The 15,593-nt window shown below is 47.7% G+C and carries 16 protein-coding genes; 8 read left to right on the top strand and 8 right to left on the bottom strand.

The window, feature by feature from the left end:
- Nucleotides 1-17 precede the first annotated feature (17 nt).
- The 3 genes from ACO0LB_RS04490 to asd all read right to left on the bottom strand — a co-directional run bounded on the left by ACO0LB_RS04490 (nucleotide 18) and on the right by asd (nucleotide 1,656).
- The gene (locus tag ACO0LB_RS04490; protein WP_423046910.1) at nucleotides 18-350 is read right to left on the bottom strand and encodes a hypothetical protein; all 333 of its coding nucleotides are present in this window, start codon (nucleotides 348-350) and stop codon (nucleotides 18-20) included.
- Between the two features lie 36 nt (nucleotides 351-386).
- Nucleotides 387-572 (bottom strand): hemin uptake protein HemP, encoded by a 186-nt coding sequence (gene hemP / locus ACO0LB_RS04485; RefSeq protein ID WP_423046908.1) that lies wholly within the window; start codon nucleotides 570-572, stop codon nucleotides 387-389.
- A gap of 238 nt (nucleotides 573-810) precedes the next feature.
- Entirely contained in the window at nucleotides 811-1,656 is an 846-nt protein-coding gene (gene asd, locus ACO0LB_RS04480; protein WP_423046906.1) for an archaetidylserine decarboxylase, read from the bottom strand.
- 191 nt (nucleotides 1,657-1,847) lie between these two features.
- Here asd and ACO0LB_RS04475 point away from each other — a divergent pair, with 191 nt between their 5' ends.
- From ACO0LB_RS04475 to ACO0LB_RS04460, 4 genes are all read left to right on the top strand, one after another.
- Complete coding sequence (locus tag ACO0LB_RS04475) at nucleotides 1,848-3,164, top strand: HD-GYP domain-containing protein (protein ID WP_423046904.1); 1,317 nt, start codon at nucleotides 1,848-1,850, stop codon at nucleotides 3,162-3,164.
- A gap of 18 nt (nucleotides 3,165-3,182) precedes the next feature.
- Nucleotides 3,183-5,093, top strand: coding sequence for a PAS domain S-box protein (locus ACO0LB_RS04470; protein ID WP_423046902.1), 1,911 nt, complete (start codon nucleotides 3,183-3,185; stop codon nucleotides 5,091-5,093).
- 175 nt (nucleotides 5,094-5,268) lie between these two features.
- Nucleotides 5,269-5,817 carry a peroxiredoxin gene (locus ACO0LB_RS04465; RefSeq protein WP_423046900.1) on the top strand — a complete coding sequence of 183 codons (549 nt, stop codon included), beginning with the start codon at nucleotides 5,269-5,271 and terminating at the stop codon, nucleotides 5,815-5,817.
- Nucleotides 5,818-5,889: 72 nt separating this feature from the next.
- Entirely contained in the window at nucleotides 5,890-6,408 is a 519-nt protein-coding gene (locus ACO0LB_RS04460; RefSeq protein ID WP_423046898.1) for a carboxymuconolactone decarboxylase family protein, read from the top strand.
- Between the two features lie 88 nt (nucleotides 6,409-6,496).
- Here the strand turns inward: ACO0LB_RS04460 and ACO0LB_RS04455 are convergent, their stop codons facing one another.
- The 4 genes from ACO0LB_RS04455 to ACO0LB_RS04440 form a co-directional block, all read right to left on the bottom strand.
- Complete coding sequence (locus ACO0LB_RS04455; RefSeq protein WP_423046896.1) at nucleotides 6,497-7,285, bottom strand: prohibitin family protein; 789 nt, start codon at nucleotides 7,283-7,285, stop codon at nucleotides 6,497-6,499.
- Nucleotides 7,286-7,684: 399 nt separating this feature from the next.
- Nucleotides 7,685-8,629, bottom strand: coding sequence for a MurR/RpiR family transcriptional regulator (locus tag ACO0LB_RS04450; protein WP_423046894.1), 945 nt, complete (start codon nucleotides 8,627-8,629; stop codon nucleotides 7,685-7,687).
- 333 nt (nucleotides 8,630-8,962) lie between these two features.
- On the bottom strand, nucleotides 8,963-10,066 hold the full coding sequence (gene mnmA, locus ACO0LB_RS04445) for a tRNA 2-thiouridine(34) synthase MnmA (RefSeq protein WP_423046892.1): 1,104 nt from the start codon (nucleotides 10,064-10,066) through the stop codon (nucleotides 8,963-8,965).
- Nucleotides 10,066-10,575, bottom strand: a complete 510-nt coding sequence (locus ACO0LB_RS04440; RefSeq protein ID WP_423046891.1) for an NUDIX hydrolase — start codon at nucleotides 10,573-10,575, stop codon at nucleotides 10,066-10,068. Before ACO0LB_RS04440 ends, mnmA begins: the two co-directional genes overlap by 1 nt.
- Before the next feature lie 539 nt (nucleotides 10,576-11,114).
- On the opposite strand from ACO0LB_RS04440, the gene ACO0LB_RS04435 reads away from it, so the two are divergent.
- The 4 genes from ACO0LB_RS04435 to ACO0LB_RS04420 all read left to right on the top strand — a co-directional run bounded on the left by ACO0LB_RS04435 (nucleotide 11,115) and on the right by ACO0LB_RS04420 (nucleotide 14,500).
- Nucleotides 11,115-12,230, top strand: a complete 1,116-nt coding sequence (locus ACO0LB_RS04435; RefSeq protein WP_423046889.1) for a Re/Si-specific NAD(P)(+) transhydrogenase subunit alpha — start codon at nucleotides 11,115-11,117, stop codon at nucleotides 12,228-12,230.
- Between the two features lie 59 nt (nucleotides 12,231-12,289).
- Nucleotides 12,290-12,649, top strand: coding sequence for an aspartate 1-decarboxylase (panD, locus tag ACO0LB_RS04430; RefSeq protein WP_423046887.1), 360 nt, complete (start codon nucleotides 12,290-12,292; stop codon nucleotides 12,647-12,649).
- A 106-nt stretch (nucleotides 12,650-12,755) separates the two neighbouring features.
- Complete coding sequence (locus tag ACO0LB_RS04425; RefSeq protein ID WP_423046886.1) at nucleotides 12,756-13,067, top strand: proton-translocating transhydrogenase family protein; 312 nt, start codon at nucleotides 12,756-12,758, stop codon at nucleotides 13,065-13,067.
- Nucleotides 13,067-14,500, top strand: a complete 1,434-nt coding sequence (locus ACO0LB_RS04420; RefSeq protein ID WP_423046884.1) for an NAD(P)(+) transhydrogenase (Re/Si-specific) subunit beta — start codon at nucleotides 13,067-13,069, stop codon at nucleotides 14,498-14,500. The genes ACO0LB_RS04425 and ACO0LB_RS04420 overlap by 1 nt, the downstream gene beginning before the upstream one ends.
- Before the next feature lie 161 nt (nucleotides 14,501-14,661).
- On the opposite strand, the gene rocF is transcribed toward ACO0LB_RS04420, so the two are convergent.
- Complete coding sequence (gene rocF, locus ACO0LB_RS04415) at nucleotides 14,662-15,573, bottom strand: arginase (protein WP_423046882.1); 912 nt, start codon at nucleotides 15,571-15,573, stop codon at nucleotides 14,662-14,664.
- Between the last annotated feature and the right edge of the window lie 20 nt (nucleotides 15,574-15,593).

Raw genomic sequence — 15,593 nt, 5'->3', positions numbered from 1 at the left:
TCAATCATCATTCGTTATTAGACAGAGGCAGTTTTTCGGAAAAATCTGTTGCGCCAATGTGATGTACTTTTCGGTGCAACGTCTTTTTGAACCAGCGCGCTCCAGTGTTCCAGCAATTGCTCACAGGTAGCGCGTAACACGGGCTTCAAATCCGTTCGCCTGGCGAGTAACTCCAGATGCCGTTCAATACTGGAAGCGAGGTGAGCGCGTGTCGCCTGATAAGTTTGCTGATCGTTGCCACCATGGTAGTGCGACATCAGATGCAGGACAGCGGATACCAGTAATTCGGCCTGAGGCGATTGTTCAGGTTCATTCGCATCCGGTGTGTTAGTCAGGATCGTCGTTGACACGTTAGTTCTCCCGATTCAAAAGGGCGTTGCCAGCTATCAGGCGGTCAGAATCAGCTTGTTAAGCTGAGTAATGCGCAGTTTGTAAATTCGACCATCGTGATCGATTTCGATCTCACGCATGTGCTGCATCAGCTCCTGACTGCTCAGACGAAGCAGAGGTTCTTTGGGTGTATGCGGCGGCGTGATATCGCGTGCGTTGTTCAGTGTTTCTGATTTCATCATGATTATCCTGCAAATCTAAACGATAACAATTCTTATTTAGATTATTGTATGCTTGCCGCTAATTTGCAAGTGATTTTTATTGAGTTGTTTCTCGTTTTTGCAGAAAATCGTCAAAAAAAAGCCCTTGATTTTCAAGGGCTTTTTGTATGCTTCGTTGAAGCAGCTAGTCAGAGAAGGTACTGCTGTCGCCTATCAATGACGGATCAGTAATGAATCAGTGTTGAATTCATATTGAATTTCAAGGCTTATTGCCCATAACTTCTCCCATTTTTACGGGTAATGCGGGTGTCCATTGCGGATTGAATGTCAGCGTATTGGCTGGAAATAACATAACAACGGTGGAGCCCAGCATAAATCGTCCCATTTCTTCACCTTTTTTCAGCATGATCGGTTGATCGTCATAGCGCCATTCCTTGATATCGGTGTGTCGCGGCGGGTTGACTACTCCATGCCAAACGGTCGCCATACTGCCAACAATGGTTGCACCTACCAGCGTCATGATAAAAGGGCCATATGCTGACTCAAATACACAGACCACACGCTCGTTGCGCGCAAACAAGCCGGGAACGCCGCGCGCTGTCGTAGGATTGACGGAAAACAAGTCGCCTGGCACATAAATCATGCGTGTCAGGCGACCGTCGCATGGCATGTGTATGCGGTGATAGTCGCGTGGACTCAGATAGATCGTAGCGAAGCTGCCATGTTGAAATTGCGCTGCTAACTGACGGTCGCCACCGACCAACGCGGTTGCCGAGTAGCTGTGACCTTTTGCCTGAAAAATTTCTCCCTGAGCAATGGGGCCAAACTGACTGATCGCACCATCCACAGGACAAACCAGATCGCTACTTGCCAAGGGGCGAGCACCGGGTTTGAGGGGGCGCGTAAAAAATTCATTAAAACTGGCATAACTGCTGATGTCAGAATGAGCGGCCTCATTCATATTGACCTGATATCGCTGCACAAACCAACCGATGACGCTGGTTGTCAGCTTGCCTGCCTTGGCATTGGCAAATTTACCGGCCAAGATTGTCAGTGCTTGTTTGGGGATCAGATATTGTGGGAGGACAGCAAGGCGATCAGACACAGAAATTATCCTTGAAATTGACGAATGGCCGATTATAGCGTTGTGCTGTTGTAAAGGCTGCATTTGCTTTTGTGGAATATTTCAGGGAAAAGCAATAGGTGATAAAGATAAAAAAGTTTCTTAAAAGTAATTTTTTTGCAAAAGAGGTAGCTATATGGTATTGTCAGCAGATTATATTTTGATGACTTAACATGTCGGATGATAGCCAGCTCATTGTTGTAGACCAAGTCAGAATCGGCATGTTTATCAAGCTCGATTTGAGTTGGTTCGAGCACTCATTCCCCATGAATTCGTTCAAAATTACGAGCGAGCAGCAGATCAAAGAGTTGCAGGCATTAAAGCTGAAGCATGTCCGTTATATCCCTTCCAAATCTGATCCCTTAGCTGCCAAGTCTGCTCCACCGCAGGTAGCAGCGAAGACTCCCGATGTCGCAGTCATTGCGGATGGCCCTGTAGTGAAGGTATATGACAACATTATTGAAGCCAAAAAAGCACGTTTTGAGAAATTGAAACGTCAGCGTGAAGAAATTGCGCGTTGTGAGGCTAAATTTGTGCATGCCGCCAGCGTAGTCAGGAACATCAGTAAAACAATTTTTGCGCAACCCAAAGAAACGGTAGAAGAGGCTGGTCGATTAATCGAAAACATGGCAGAAGTGTTTTTGAATGAAAATGATACGGTGATGCATCTGATGCAACAAACAGCTGGAAATGAAGAAATATATTTTCATGCGCTGAATGTCTCTGTGTTGTCGATGATGCTGGCGCACGAAGCCCGTTGCAACCCAGAACAGATTAAACTTGTCGGTATGGCCGGTCTGTTTCACGATCTGGGCAAGGTTCGCATACCTGATGCGATTCTGAACAGAGCTGACGGACTCAATAAGACGGAGCAAAATTTTTATGAATTGCATCCGCAATATGGCGTCGAGATCGGCGCTAAAGCAGGTTTGTCGAAAGAATTACTGGGCATCATTGCCAACCATCATGAACTCATGGACGGTAGCGGTTATCCGAGAAAATTAAAGGGGGACGCGATCAGCATTCCAACCCGGATTGTGACAATCGCCAACATGTATGACAATCTCTGCAATCATGTCGATACCCGGTTGTCGATGACGCCACATGAGGCGCTGTCGACCATGTATGCGCATCGTCGGGCGCAATTTGATCCGGCCATGATGGCGACTCTGGTCAAAAGTCTGGGCGTCTATCCACCAGGGACTCTGGTGCGTCTGTCAAATGAAGTGACCGGTTTGGTGATGAACGTCAATGTGGGCAAGCCTCTGCGCCCACGGGTGTTGGTATACGATGCTGAAATTCCCAAGGAAGACGCGATCATCCTTGATCTTGCTGAAGAAAATAAAGATATCACTATCCGCTCAAGCATCCGTCCGGGTCTGTTACCGAAGGCGATTTTTGAGTATCTGAATCCGCGCAAACGAGTGAATTATTATTTCGATTCCCAATCCAGGAAATCACAGGATGGTGCTGTGTCTGGCAATAGTTGATTGTCGCTAAGGCCATATATGCCAGGTATTTCCAAATCTACACTGAGCGGAGGACTCTTACAGCACATCATCGATCATACGAAAGATGCTGTGCTGGTAGTTTCGCCAGAGAGCCTGACGTTAGTCGATGTGGATCAGCATGCCTGCCGCATGCTTGGCTATTCCCGTGATCAGTTGCAGGGATGCTCGCTGGAAAAAGTAGAGTGTGCATTGCAGGATATTTTCTTTTGGGAAGATCTGAAAGCAACACCTGTCTTTGAAGGCAGTCTGGTGACGGAGGGCGAGTGGCTTGCCAGTGACGGGCGATCATTTCCGGTAGAAAAGCGCGTCTCCAGCTACAGCGAGGCTGGCCAGCATTATTGGGTGATACACGCGGAAGACATTACAGGGCGGCGCCAGACACAAGAGGATCAGGTGCATCTGGTGTCACAGATGCAAAGTCTGCTGGAGGCAACGGCCGAGGGCGTACTGGAAGTTGATCTCAATGGCAGAGTCATTAATCTTAATCGCCGCTTTACGAGTCTCTGGAAATTATCCGATGACGTGCTGGCAGCAAGACGTGCATCGGAGATGTTCGCGTTCTTGACGCCTTTGTTACATGATGCAGATGCTTTTTTTGCCAGTTTGAAACAAGCGGAACAAGAGCCGGAAATCGAAACAGAAGACATGCTTTCGCTAGTCGATGGACGTTTTTTTGTTTGTGTCTCCAAGCCGGAATATTTGCGCGACCATCTGGTTGGTCGGGTTTTCAGTGTCCGCGATATTACTGCAATGAAGTTGGCTGAGCGTGATCTGGTTGATGCCAAAGAAGCCGCAGAAAAAGCGAGTCAGGAAAAAACCCGCATGCTTGACGCACTGAAAGTCAGTGAATCAAGATTGCGTCGGGTACTGAATTCCAATCTCATCGGTATCATGCAGGGCGATATGAGCGGCAGATTAACGGATGCCAATCCTATTTTGTTGCAACTGGCGGGCGTTTCGCGTGAAGACCTTAACGCGGGGCAGCTGAACTGGTTGCAAATGACCCCCCCCGCAAGCCATTATGCACATCAGCAAGCGCTGGAGGAAGTGCGGCTTCACGGGCAGTCCGCATCTTATGAAGGCGAGCTGATCCGGCGCGACGGTGTGTGTATTCCCGTCATGATGGGACTGGCGCAGCTGGATGGTTCGCATGTCGAATGGGTCGGTTTTGTATTGGATCTGACTGAGCAGCGGAAAGCCGACCGTTTAAAAGCGGAGTTTATTTCCGTCGTTAGTCACGAATTACGTACCCCTTTGACCTCAATACGAGGTGCCCTGGGATTGCTGGAAAGTGGTGTCGGCGGGGAGCTGCCCTCCAAAGCGATGCAACTCATCAAAATTGCTCACAAAAATAGTCAGCGTTTAGGAACGCTGGTCAACGACATTCTGGATATGGAGAAGCTGGCATCCGGAAACATGGTTGTGAATATTGAGCGACTGGATCTGGTTGCATTGACCAGGCAAGCGCTGGAGGCGAATGCAGCGTATGCCCAAGCGCTTCATGTCCGTTACCATCTGAGTGAGCATCCACCCCACGCATGGGCAATGGGTGACAGTGCGCGCGTGATGCAGGTATTTGCGAATTTACTCTCGAATGCGGCTAAATTTTCTCCGGCGGGGGAGGTCGTCGATGTACAGATAGTGTTATTAGATGATGCCTTCCGGATTGAAATCAAAGATCATGGTGTGGGAATTCCGCTTGCTTTCCAGTCACAGATTTTCAAAAAGTTTGCTCAGGCTGATAGTACCAACACCAGACAACAGGGTGGCACAGGGCTGGGATTAAATATCACCAAGACCTTTGTTGAAAAAATGGGAGGAGAAATCGGTTTTGACAGCAAAGAAGGTCAGGGTACGACGTTCTGGTTTACACTGCTGGCGGCGACCAGACGACGCGATGATGGTTGATCGTGTTTGCATGCCTGAGTTGCATACCTTTTGCCTAATAGGTTTTTAGTTAAAATCTATTGGATAATTAAAAATCATAGTGATATGCTTCATTCGTTGTAGATGCATTATCTGCCTTGTAATGCTTATTCGCTGCTTATTTGCTGCTCATGTATTGTTTAATCAGGAGAAATTAATGAAAACTGTAGGTCAAAAACTCGACGCGTTCAAAGTAACAGCTGCTAAACCAGGCTTCAATCATCACGAAGAAAACGGCGTATCCGCTTTCGAATGCATCACAGAAGCTTCTTTCCCAGGCAAATGGAAAATCATTTACTTTTATCCAAAAGATTTCACCTTTGTTTGCCCGACTGAAATCGTTGAATTTGCTAAATTGACAAATGATTTCGCTGACCGTGATGCAGTATTGCTGGGCGGCTCTACTGATAACGAGTTCTGCAAACTGGCATGGCGTCGTGAGCATAAAGATCTGGACAAGCTGAACCACTATGCATTCGGTGATTCAACAGGCTCTCTGGTTGATATGCTGGGCGTACGTGATGCATCCGCTGGCGTTGCTTTGCGTGCGACTTTCATCGTTGACCCAGACAACGTGATTCAGCACGTTTCTGTGAACAACCTGAATGTAGGCCGTAACCCAACTGAAATCCTGCGTATTTTGGATGGCTTGCAAACAGATGAACTGTGCCCATGCAATCGCACAGTAGGTGGCGCAACGCTGTAATCAGTCTGAGAACGTTGTACTATGAAACCCGCTACGGCGGGTTTTAAAATCACTTTTTGATAGGAAAATACTATGGAATTCTTGAATTTAATTAAAAGTCTTATTCCTGATTACGCCAAGGATATCCGTTTGAATATCGACGGCACTATTGCACGTTCCAGCCTGGAAGGAAATGATGCTGTTGGCGTTGCGCTGGCTGCTGCTTTTGCTGCTAAAAGTAAGGTGATGATTGATGCAATTAAAAATAGCGGAGCCATTACGCCAGAAGAAATTCATGCTGCACTGACGGCTGCTGCACTAATGGGCATGAATAATGTCTGGTATCCGTATGTTGAGATGGCGGATGATGCCGACCTGAAAACACAAGCAGCACAATTAAGGATGAATGCCTATGCGACCAACGGCGGTGTCGATAAGCGTCGTTTTGAAATGTATGCGCTGGCTGCATCCATTGTCGGTAAATGTCATTTTTGCGTGAAATCACATTTTGAATTGTTGAAAAAAGAAGGCATGTCGACGACACAACTGCGTGACGTCGGTCGTATTGCTGCGGTAGTTAACGCGGCTGCACAAGTAATTGCTGCTGAATAAGCGATCAACGCATTGCTTTGAAAAAAAAGGCACCGTCAAGGTGCCTTTTGATTAGGTAGGATATTTTGCAGGACAAAGCGCTTCTTGCTTATTTGGTCAGATTAATAAACGGAATAGCACCTCCGGTGGTTGTCGGTAAGCGGCCATCCCATTTTTCTATCGCCTTTGCCTGATTTTCAGTTTCCCGTAAGCGCAATAATTCCGGTGTGACTTGCTGGCGTTGGAGGGCCAGTGCTTCTGCTTCCGCCCGGGCACGCGATACTTTTTGTTTAGCTTCTACTTCAATCCGCTGCAGATCGCGCTCCGCTTTCATTTTCAATTGATCTGCCGTGGTTTTGGCCTCAATCGCTTCATTGAACGTACGGCTGAAATTAAAATTGACGATCGAGAATTCATCGACGACCAGCCCGTGTCTTGCCATGCGTTCTTTGAGTGCCAGAATAATTTCGTCCCTGACCTGCGAGCGTTTGGAAATCAGCTCTTCTGCCGTAAAGCGAGCGGTAACTGCTTTGACTGCTTCTTGTACGCTGGGGATGATAATGCGTTCCCCTGGTTCATTCCCTAAGTCGCGGAAAACAGCGACCACGGCATCTGGTCGTACGTGATAGTTGATCGCGATTTTGGTATGAACTGTTTGCAAGTCTTTGGAGGCGGCATCGCCATCGCCTTCTCCTTTTTGGATGGCAACCGATACCTTATTCATTTTTTGCGCTATTGGCCAGACGAAGTGAATTCCTTCGCTATAGACCTCCTCCGATGGCTTACCGAAGGTTGTCAATACACCGCGATGACCTGCAGGAATTGTGGCAAATGGGCTGATGATAAATAACAGGATCAGGATCAGAAATGCGACCGCAATTTTTGGTAATTTTTGCATGATGTCTCTTATGGTGTGAAGAAAACAGCATTATTATAAGAGCGGCAATATTTTAATGGGCGGTAATGATGACAAAAAATAACCGTCGTTCATCTATGACTTACGCAAAACCACCGCGCCGGCGTTGTTGCTTCCTGTCGCAGGCTTGTACGACCTTCGTTGTCATATCTTACTGGGATAATGTTACGAAGCCCTGATACTTTTTTAGAAAGCCTGCAATCCACGCCGTGAATGGACGTGTCATCGTGTAAATACGAATAATGCGGGCTCAAAAGGGACTTCATTTGATGGATACAAGATAGAGCGGCGAGGGAAAAAACATGTACCGCATCACCACAAGCCTGATGACTTGTGGTGGTTCTACATTAGTAGAAGGCTTATGAGCCCCTTATTCAGATGTTACTCACCCTGATCATGGGTGATAATTTTGCTTTCTTGCGCGGCTGCTTTGCGAGTGGAGTTGCCAGGTTCCTGATACAACCATGGCAAGACGAATTTAGTCATTTCTGAAGCGGCATGAACAGGCGCTTTCGCTTGATGGGCAACAGCGCTGCAAATGGCTTCGATCAGACAGAGAGCCGCGCCCTCTGAGTTAGGCGAAAAATGTCTTCTTGTCTGTGCGTACAAAGTAACATTTGCCAGGGATGCTAATGGCGAACTTGGTGCATCGGTCAGTGCCAATACGGGAACGGCTTTTTCGCGTAATTGTTGCAGGATAGTAACCACATCTTCCGCATAACGCGGGAAAGAAATTGCAATTACCAGATCCCTGGAGGTGTATTTGAATAGCTGACGCGCAACATGCGACGGGCCGCCCGAGCCTATGGTCGATTGTACCGTGCCACAGAACGGATCCAGACCATGTGCCATCAGCCCACCCAAAAATGCGCTGGCACCGTAACCTACTACATAGATGCGCTCCGCATTTAAAATCATTCTGACTGCTTGATTGCATAAGTCAGGTGCCAGTCCGCGGCGGGTGGCTTCCAGATTCGCCAGATCCTCATTGAGCGAGCCAGCAATAATTTCAGTGCTGGTAGCCGGACGCTGTACTTCACTGCGCAAATTGTCAATCGGAGCCAGCATGGCTTCAAAACCATATACCAGCTCTGCACGAAATTGCGGGTAACCATCAAATCCCAGTGCCCTGGCAAAACGGTTTGCCGTAGCAACAGAAATGCCTACGGCGTTCGCCAATTCATCAATCGACATAGTGGCCGAACGGAATACGTTGGATAAAACATAGTCTGCCGCTTTTCGATGAGCTTTGGACAGACTCATGTAGACCTTGCCTATGCGTGCATTGACAGTGCCACCAAGGGCTTGCGTATCAGGACGATTCATATTGGGCTGGTATTTCTGGCGAAAAGGAAATGTAAATATAATTTCATCGTTTTAAATTGTAAAGAAATGAATCGTATCAAAACGAAGGGTTTTGTATATCCAAATGCTTATGTGAGGCAAAACTGACTCAAAACAAGCATATCGTTAATACAAAAGAATTATATTTTGCAATTCATTGTATTTCCTTTTATTTGTACTTCTGTTCTGCGTTTATTCTGCTTCTACCCAATACTCTTAATAAGCCACGCTATGTCTGCAAATTTCGCTACGTTGGTGACTTTTTATGGCCTTTTCTGATTGGTGATCTGGCAAGAGCACCGATGAACGGCTGTTTCAGAGCGTACTGGATGCCTGATTGATGATGCCACCGCCAAGACAGACATCGCCATCATATAAAACTGCCGATTGTCCAGGGGTGACAGCCCACTGCTTTTGGTCGAATCGTAACGTGAAGCGTTCTTCGTCACCCTGGAATTGACACGCGACATCCGGCTGGCGGTAGCGTGTTTTGGCCGACAAACTCGCCGTTTCTGGTGCGTGACCGGCGACCCAGCTGACTTGTTGTGCTTCCAGTGATGACGAGAGCAACCAAGGGTGGTCGTGACCTTGTACTGCGTACAAGGTGTTTGCTTCAACATCTTTTTTTGCCACATACCAGGCATCACTGCTGCCATCAGCATTTTGGTGAGATTTAATGCCGCCGATACCGATACCTTTGCGTTGTCCCAATGTGTAAAAGCTCAAGCCCACATGCTGACCGATGACTTCGCCTTCCGGAGTGCGTATCTCACCGGGTTGGTACGATAAGTAACGATTCAGAAATTCGCGGAATGGGCGTTCACCGATAAAACAAATCCCGGTAGAATCTTTTTTCTTCGCATTCGGAAGTTGTAATTTCTCCGCAATTTGCCGGACTTCAGTTTTATGAATTTCCCCTAATGGAAACAGGGTATTTGCCAGTTGAGTCTGGTTGAGTCTGTGCAGGAAATAACTTTGGTCTTTGCTCGCATCAATGGCTTTCAGTAATTGAAACTGGCCATTCATTTCACGGACGCGTGCGTAGTGACCGGTTGCAATATAGTCCGCACCAAGTTTCATGGCATGGTCAAGGAATGCCTTGAATTTAATTTCGGCGTTACATAAAACATCGGGGTTGGGCGTGCGTCCAGCCTGATATTCACGCAGAAACTCCGCAAACACGCGATCTTTATATTCGCTGGCAAAGTTCACAGCCTCAATATCAACGCCCACGACGTCAGCCACACTTACTGCATCTATCCAGTCTTCGCGGGTGGAGCAATATTCGGAGTCGTCATCGTCTTCCCAGTTTTTCATGAACAGACCGATGACTTCATATCCTTGTTCTTTTAGTAACCAAGCGGAGACAGAGGAATCTACACCGCCTGACATTCCTATTACTACACGTTTCTTTGCCATTATTTTTTCTCTTGTTGACTGGAATTGATGCTAGCGGAGGCGAGTGCTGATGGGTGCGTTTTCAGCACAGACAATGGAGCACGTTGTCCCGCCAGATAATCATCTACACATTGCATGACCAGAGGACTCCGGTGTCTTGCCTGTGACGCCTTTAATTCTTCATACGACATCCATAACCAGCGCAAAATTCCGTCATCAAGCGGACGCTGATGTTGTTGGCCAAGTTCACCGCAAAAAGCAAAACGCAGGTAAGTAACGTCTACGCCGTTGGTGGAAGAGATAAAGCGTGAAAGATAGGTGCCAGTCAGAGCCGTTGGGGTAAAGTCAAACGACGTCTCCTCAAGGGTTTCCCGGACGACAGCCTGTTCAAGCGATTCTCCCGGATCGAGATGACCTGCGGGCTGATTGATGCGTACGCCATCGACAGTTTCTTCTTCAATCATTAAAAACTGCTGGTCGCGCTCTATGATGGCGGCGACAGTGACGGAGGGTTTCCAGATGGTAGACATAACTTTTCTCAATAAGTCCGACATTTTACTTTGCCATCAGAATTTGTGTGGCAAACCAGCAAATATGACAGCGAATTAGCTAATGCAGATTTTATCTATATGGGACATTTTGGTGAGTTTTGGGAGATATAAATAAGTGCACCAAATCAGTACTTATTCAAGTTAAATCTGCAAGTGTTTGTTTTTTAATGATATTCTTAACTGAAAATACTGATTCGACAACGTAGAATTACGTAGGGATCATAAAAATACGATCAAAAACACAGAAAAACGAACGGTTGTGCTAAAAAACATTTTACGTGTAATATCGTTGTCGAATACGAAATGTAAGATTCAGGTAAGCATTAGATTTAATCAGTTCAGAGTGTGCGCGCTGTTTCCAAATCAGAAATCAGCGCGATCAGTGTCAGCAGATATCATGTGCGATGGCAAAAGCGGGCAACACAGTTCAGCTTTGATTGACGAAAAAATGAGGAAGCATGTCCAGTCATGCTTCCTCAAATAATAGAATTTATTTACATTAATCAGGGAGCAAATCTATGAAAATCGGCATTCCCGCCGAGACACGGCCAGGGGAGACCCGCGTTGCGGCAACCCCAGAAACCATCAAGAAATACATCGCTGCCAAACATTCGGTGGTGGTGCAGGCCGGAGCAGGTATTTCTTCTAGCATTACTGATGAGGCTTATCATGCCGCTGGTGCTCAAATTGGTTCTGCATCCGATGCGTTTGGTGCAGAGCTGGTCTTGAAAGTACGTGCGCCGAGCGCTGACGAACGGACGTTAATCAAGTCCGGTACAGTCATTGTCGGCATGCTGAATCCATTTGATGCTGAAAACATCGCCGCGATGGCGGCGCATGGGATTTCTGCATTTGCTTTGGAGGCCGCGCCGCGTATCACTCGTGCGCAGTCGCTGGATGTCTTGTCTTCGCAGGCAAATATCGCGGGCTATAAAGCAGTGATGCTGGCAGCCAATACGTATCAGCGCTTTATGCCGATGTTGATGACTGCTGCGGGAACAGTAAAAGCCGCTCGTGTTCTGATTATGGGCGTTGGTGTTGCTGGTTTGCAGGCAATTGCGACGGCAAAGCGTCTGGGAGCTGTGATTGAGGCTTCTGATGTCCGCCCGCCGGTCAAGGAACAAGTAGAATCATTGGGCGCTAAATTTATTGACGTGCCTTATGAAACTGACGAAGAGCGTGAAATAGCCAAAGGTGTCGGTGGTTATGCCCGTCCTATGCCTGCGGCCTGGATGGCTCGTCAGGCAGCACTTGTGCATGAACGTGCCAAACAGGCAGATATCATCATCACGACTGCATTAATCCCTGGTCGTAAAGCACCGATTCTGATTTCCGAAGAAACCGTGAAATCCATGAAGCCAGGTTCCGTGATTGTGGATATGGCGGTAGAGCAGGGCGGAAATTGTCCTTTGTCTGAGCTGGGCAAGACGGTGACTAAATATGGTGTACACATCATCGGTGAGCCAAATCTGGCGACACTGGTGGCGGCCGACGCTTCAGCGCTGTACGCACGCAATGTATTGGATTTCCTCAAATTGATTATCGATAAAGACGCTGCGCTGGCGATCAATCGTGAGGATGAAATCGTCGCCGCGACACTGGTTTGTGCCGGCGGTGAGATTTTGAAGAAATAAATAAGTAAAACAGAAGTACACCAGATTTAAATTTTAAGTTTCAGAGAGTAAAGAACATCATGCAAAGAAATATGCTCCGCGCCAAAATTCATCGCGCAACTGTAACCCAGTGCGATCTGCATTATGAAGGATCTTGTGGGATCGATGAAAATCTGCTCGACGCTGCCGACATCAAGGAGAACGAACAGATTGAGCTGTACAACGTCAATAACGGTGAGCGCTTTTCTACCTATGCCATTAAAGGCAAGCGTGGAAGCGGTGAAATCTCACTTAACGGTGCTGCTGCGCGCCGCGTACAGCTGGGTGATCTGATGATTATCTGTACCTATGCTCCGATGACAGAAGAAGAGGTGAAGACGCACAAGCCGAAAGTCGTCTTTGTCGATAGCAAAAATCAGATGACCAGTCTCAAAGAGTAATTATTTGCATGACGCATTCGGTCGTGTTGTGCGCGTCATTGCACTTGTTATAGGTGTCTGACCCGCGTCTCACGCTGAAACTCATTAGACAAACAGAGAGGATATTATGGAAGTTAGTCATACCCTTACCAATCTCATCATTTTCGTGTTGGCGATTTATGTCGGCTATCACGTTGTGTGGACGGTAACTCCGGCATTGCATACACCACTGATGGCGGTGACCAATGCGATTTCAGCCATCATCATCGTCGGTGCCATGCTTGCTGCCGGACTGACAGAAGGCCTGCTGGCGCAAGTAATGGGCACGGTCGCAGTGGCGCTTGCTGCGGTGAATGTCTTCGGTGGATTTCTCGTCACACAGCGTATGCTGGAAATGTTCAAGAAAAAAGAACCGAAAGCTGCAAAGGAGAATAAATAATGAGCATGAATCTGGTAACGATGCTCTATCTGATTGCATCGGTATGTTTTATTCAGGCCTTGAAGGGTTTATCGCATCCGTCTACAGCCCGTCGCGGTAATACGTTTGGGATGATTGGTATGGCAGTTGCTGTTGCGACGACAATCGCCCTGATCGTGAAGCTGAAATCCGAATCATCCGGTTCTGGTCTCGGTTATGGTCTGGTCGTGCTGGGTGTCGTAGTGGGTGGTGGCATCGGTGCGACGTTGGCAAAGCGTGTTGAAATGACCAAGATGCCAGAACTGGTTGCAGCGATGCACTCCCTGATTGGTCTGGCTGCGGTATGTATTGCTGTTGCCGTGGTGTCTGAACCCTGGGTATTTAACATCGTTGGCAAGGATCAGCCGATTCCGTTTGGTAATCGTCTGGAACTGTTCATCGGAACCTTTGTCGGTGCGATTACTTTCTCTGGATCTGTGATCGCATTCGGTAAATTATCCGGCAAGTACAAGTTCCGTCTGTTTCAAGGCGCACCTGTCAGCTTTAGCGGTCAGCATCAGTTAAATCTGGTACTGGCGATTGCCATGATAGCCTTAGGTATTGCGTTTTGCATCACGCAAAGCTGGACACCTTTTGTGATCATGACTGCGATCGCTTTTGTCCTTGGTGTATTGATCATTATCCCTATCGGTGGTGCTGATATGCCGGTGGTGGTGTCTATGCTCAATAGTTATTCTGGCTGGGCTGCTGCTGGTATCGGTTTTTCTCTGAATAACTCCATGCTGATTATTGCCGGTTCGCTGGTGGGATCTTCTGGTGCGATTCTGTCGTACATCATGTGTAAGGCAATGAACCGCTCGTTCTTCAACGTTATTCTTGGTGGCTTTGGGGGCGAAGCAGCAGCTGCCAGCAGCGGCACTCAGGTTCAACGTAACGTCAAATCTGGTTCTCCGGACGACGTTGCTTTCCTGTTGGGTAATGCAGAAACAGTCATCATTGTTCCGGGTTATGGTTTGGCGGTTGCACGCGCCCAGCATGCTCTGAAAGAACTGACTGAAAAGCTGACCCATAAGGGCATTACCGTCAAATATGCCATCCACCCTGTAGCTGGTCGTATGCCTGGTCATATGAACGTTTTGCTGGCGGAAGCAGAGGTACCTTACGATCAGGTATTCGAGATGGAAGATATCAACAGTGAGTTCGGTCAGGCCGATGTGGTACTGGTTCTGGGTGCGAATGACGTGGTGAATCCTGCTGCCAAAGACCCTAAATCACCCATCGCCGGTATGCCGATTCTGGAAGCGTATAAAGCGAAGACCGTTATCGTCAACAAACGCTCTATGGCTTCTGGTTATGCAGGTCTGGACAATGAATTGTTCTATATGGATAAAACCATGATGGTCTTTGGTGATGCTAAAAAAGTCATTGAAGATATGGTGAAAGCAGTAGAGTAATCAATCAGAGATTGAACTGAAATTGAATTGAATTGAATTGAATTGAATTGAATTGAATTGAATTGATTTTAGCTCCATCACTTGAATGAAAAAAACCACCAGCGTGATCTGGTGGTTTTTTTTATAGATTGCCGTAGTGTGCGCAGGTGCTTTTTTTTGTGCTACAGCCTGACCAAAGTGGATTTTCCAAATAAACTCTCGATCAGATCTACGGCCAGCTCCGCAGTCTGGTTGCGGATATCCAGTGCAGGATTGAGTTCCACCAGATCCAGCGATGCCAGTAGACCCGTATCGGCAATCATTTCCATACATAATTGCGCTTCTCTGTACGTTGGCCCGCCGCGTACTGCAGTACCTACGCCTGGTGCTATAGCGGGATCAAGACAGTCCATATCAAAGCTGACATGCAGGTGTGTGTCGGAATCTAGCCCTGCGAGTACGGAACTCATCACATTGCGCATACCGTATTCATCGATGTAACGCATATCAAAGACTTGCATTCCCATGTCGTGAATGAAACGTTTTTCACCTTCATCAACACTGCGTATGCCGATCAGACGAATATCGCTTGCCTGTATAGCAGGAACTTGTCCTGCATAGTTGACCAATGCTTCCGGGCCATGCCCCATCAGGCATGCAACGGGCATGCCGTGGATATTGCCGGTCGGGCTGATAGACGATAAATTGCTGTCTGCATGCGCATCAAACCACAGTACCCGTAATTTTTTTCCCGTTTGTTTGCAATGTTTGGCAACTGCACTGATAGAGCCAATAGCGAGGCAATGATCGCCTCCCAACATCATGGGCATATGACCCGCTCGTAAGGCCGCATCGACAGCATCAAATACAATCTGGTTCCAGTCGATAGCTTCTTTCAGATGTCGCAAACCGTTGACGGGCGCTTGCCACGGATTGGCTGGACCATGCAAATTGCCGTGATCAACCACACGCATCTGATGCGCTTGCAGGGCCTCGTTGAGGCCTGCGACACGCAAGGCATCGGGCCCCATGCCCGCTCCTCTTACACTGGCGCCGACATCTGTCGGAGCGCCGATAACAGCAATAGTTTTCATTCTTCAGGTGATCTCACGAG

Source organism: Undibacterium sp. SXout7W (assembly GCF_049339385.1).
Taxonomy (GTDB): domain Bacteria; phylum Pseudomonadota; class Gammaproteobacteria; order Burkholderiales; family Burkholderiaceae_D; genus Undibacterium.
This window is presented reverse-complemented; position numbering and strand designations above follow the sequence as displayed.

Bases quoted from the DNA above. Each gene is read 5' to 3' on its own strand.
- ACO0LB_RS04475 (WP_423046904.1), top strand. From the start codon at position 1,848: ATGTCGGATGATAGCCAGCTCATTGTTGTAGACCAAGTCAGAATCGGC.
- ACO0LB_RS04440 (WP_423046891.1), bottom strand. From the start codon at position 10,575: ATGTCTACCATCTGGAAACCCTCCGTCACTGTCGCCGCCATCATAGAG.
- ACO0LB_RS04470 (WP_423046902.1), top strand. From the start codon at position 3,183: ATGCCAGGTATTTCCAAATCTACACTGAGCGGAGGACTCTTACAGCAC.
- ACO0LB_RS04450 (WP_423046894.1), bottom strand. From the start codon at position 8,629: ATGAATCGTCCTGATACGCAAGCCCTTGGTGGCACTGTCAATGCACGC.
- ACO0LB_RS04420 (WP_423046884.1), top strand. From the start codon at position 13,067: ATGAGCATGAATCTGGTAACGATGCTCTATCTGATTGCATCGGTATGT.
- ACO0LB_RS04455 (WP_423046896.1), bottom strand. From the start codon at position 7,285: ATGCAAAAATTACCAAAAATTGCGGTCGCATTTCTGATCCTGATCCTG.
- rocF (WP_423046882.1), bottom strand. From the start codon at position 15,573: ATGAAAACTATTGCTGTTATCGGCGCTCCGACAGATGTCGGCGCCAGT.
- hemP (WP_423046908.1), bottom strand. From the start codon at position 572: ATGATGAAATCAGAAACACTGAACAACGCACGCGATATCACGCCGCCG.
- ACO0LB_RS04465 (WP_423046900.1), top strand. From the start codon at position 5,269: ATGAAAACTGTAGGTCAAAAACTCGACGCGTTCAAAGTAACAGCTGCT.
- panD (WP_423046887.1), top strand. From the start codon at position 12,290: ATGCAAAGAAATATGCTCCGCGCCAAAATTCATCGCGCAACTGTAACC.
- ACO0LB_RS04425 (WP_423046886.1), top strand. From the start codon at position 12,756: ATGGAAGTTAGTCATACCCTTACCAATCTCATCATTTTCGTGTTGGCG.
- ACO0LB_RS04460 (WP_423046898.1), top strand. From the start codon at position 5,890: ATGGAATTCTTGAATTTAATTAAAAGTCTTATTCCTGATTACGCCAAG.
- ACO0LB_RS04435 (WP_423046889.1), top strand. From the start codon at position 11,115: ATGAAAATCGGCATTCCCGCCGAGACACGGCCAGGGGAGACCCGCGTT.
- mnmA (WP_423046892.1), bottom strand. From the start codon at position 10,066: ATGGCAAAGAAACGTGTAGTAATAGGAATGTCAGGCGGTGTAGATTCC.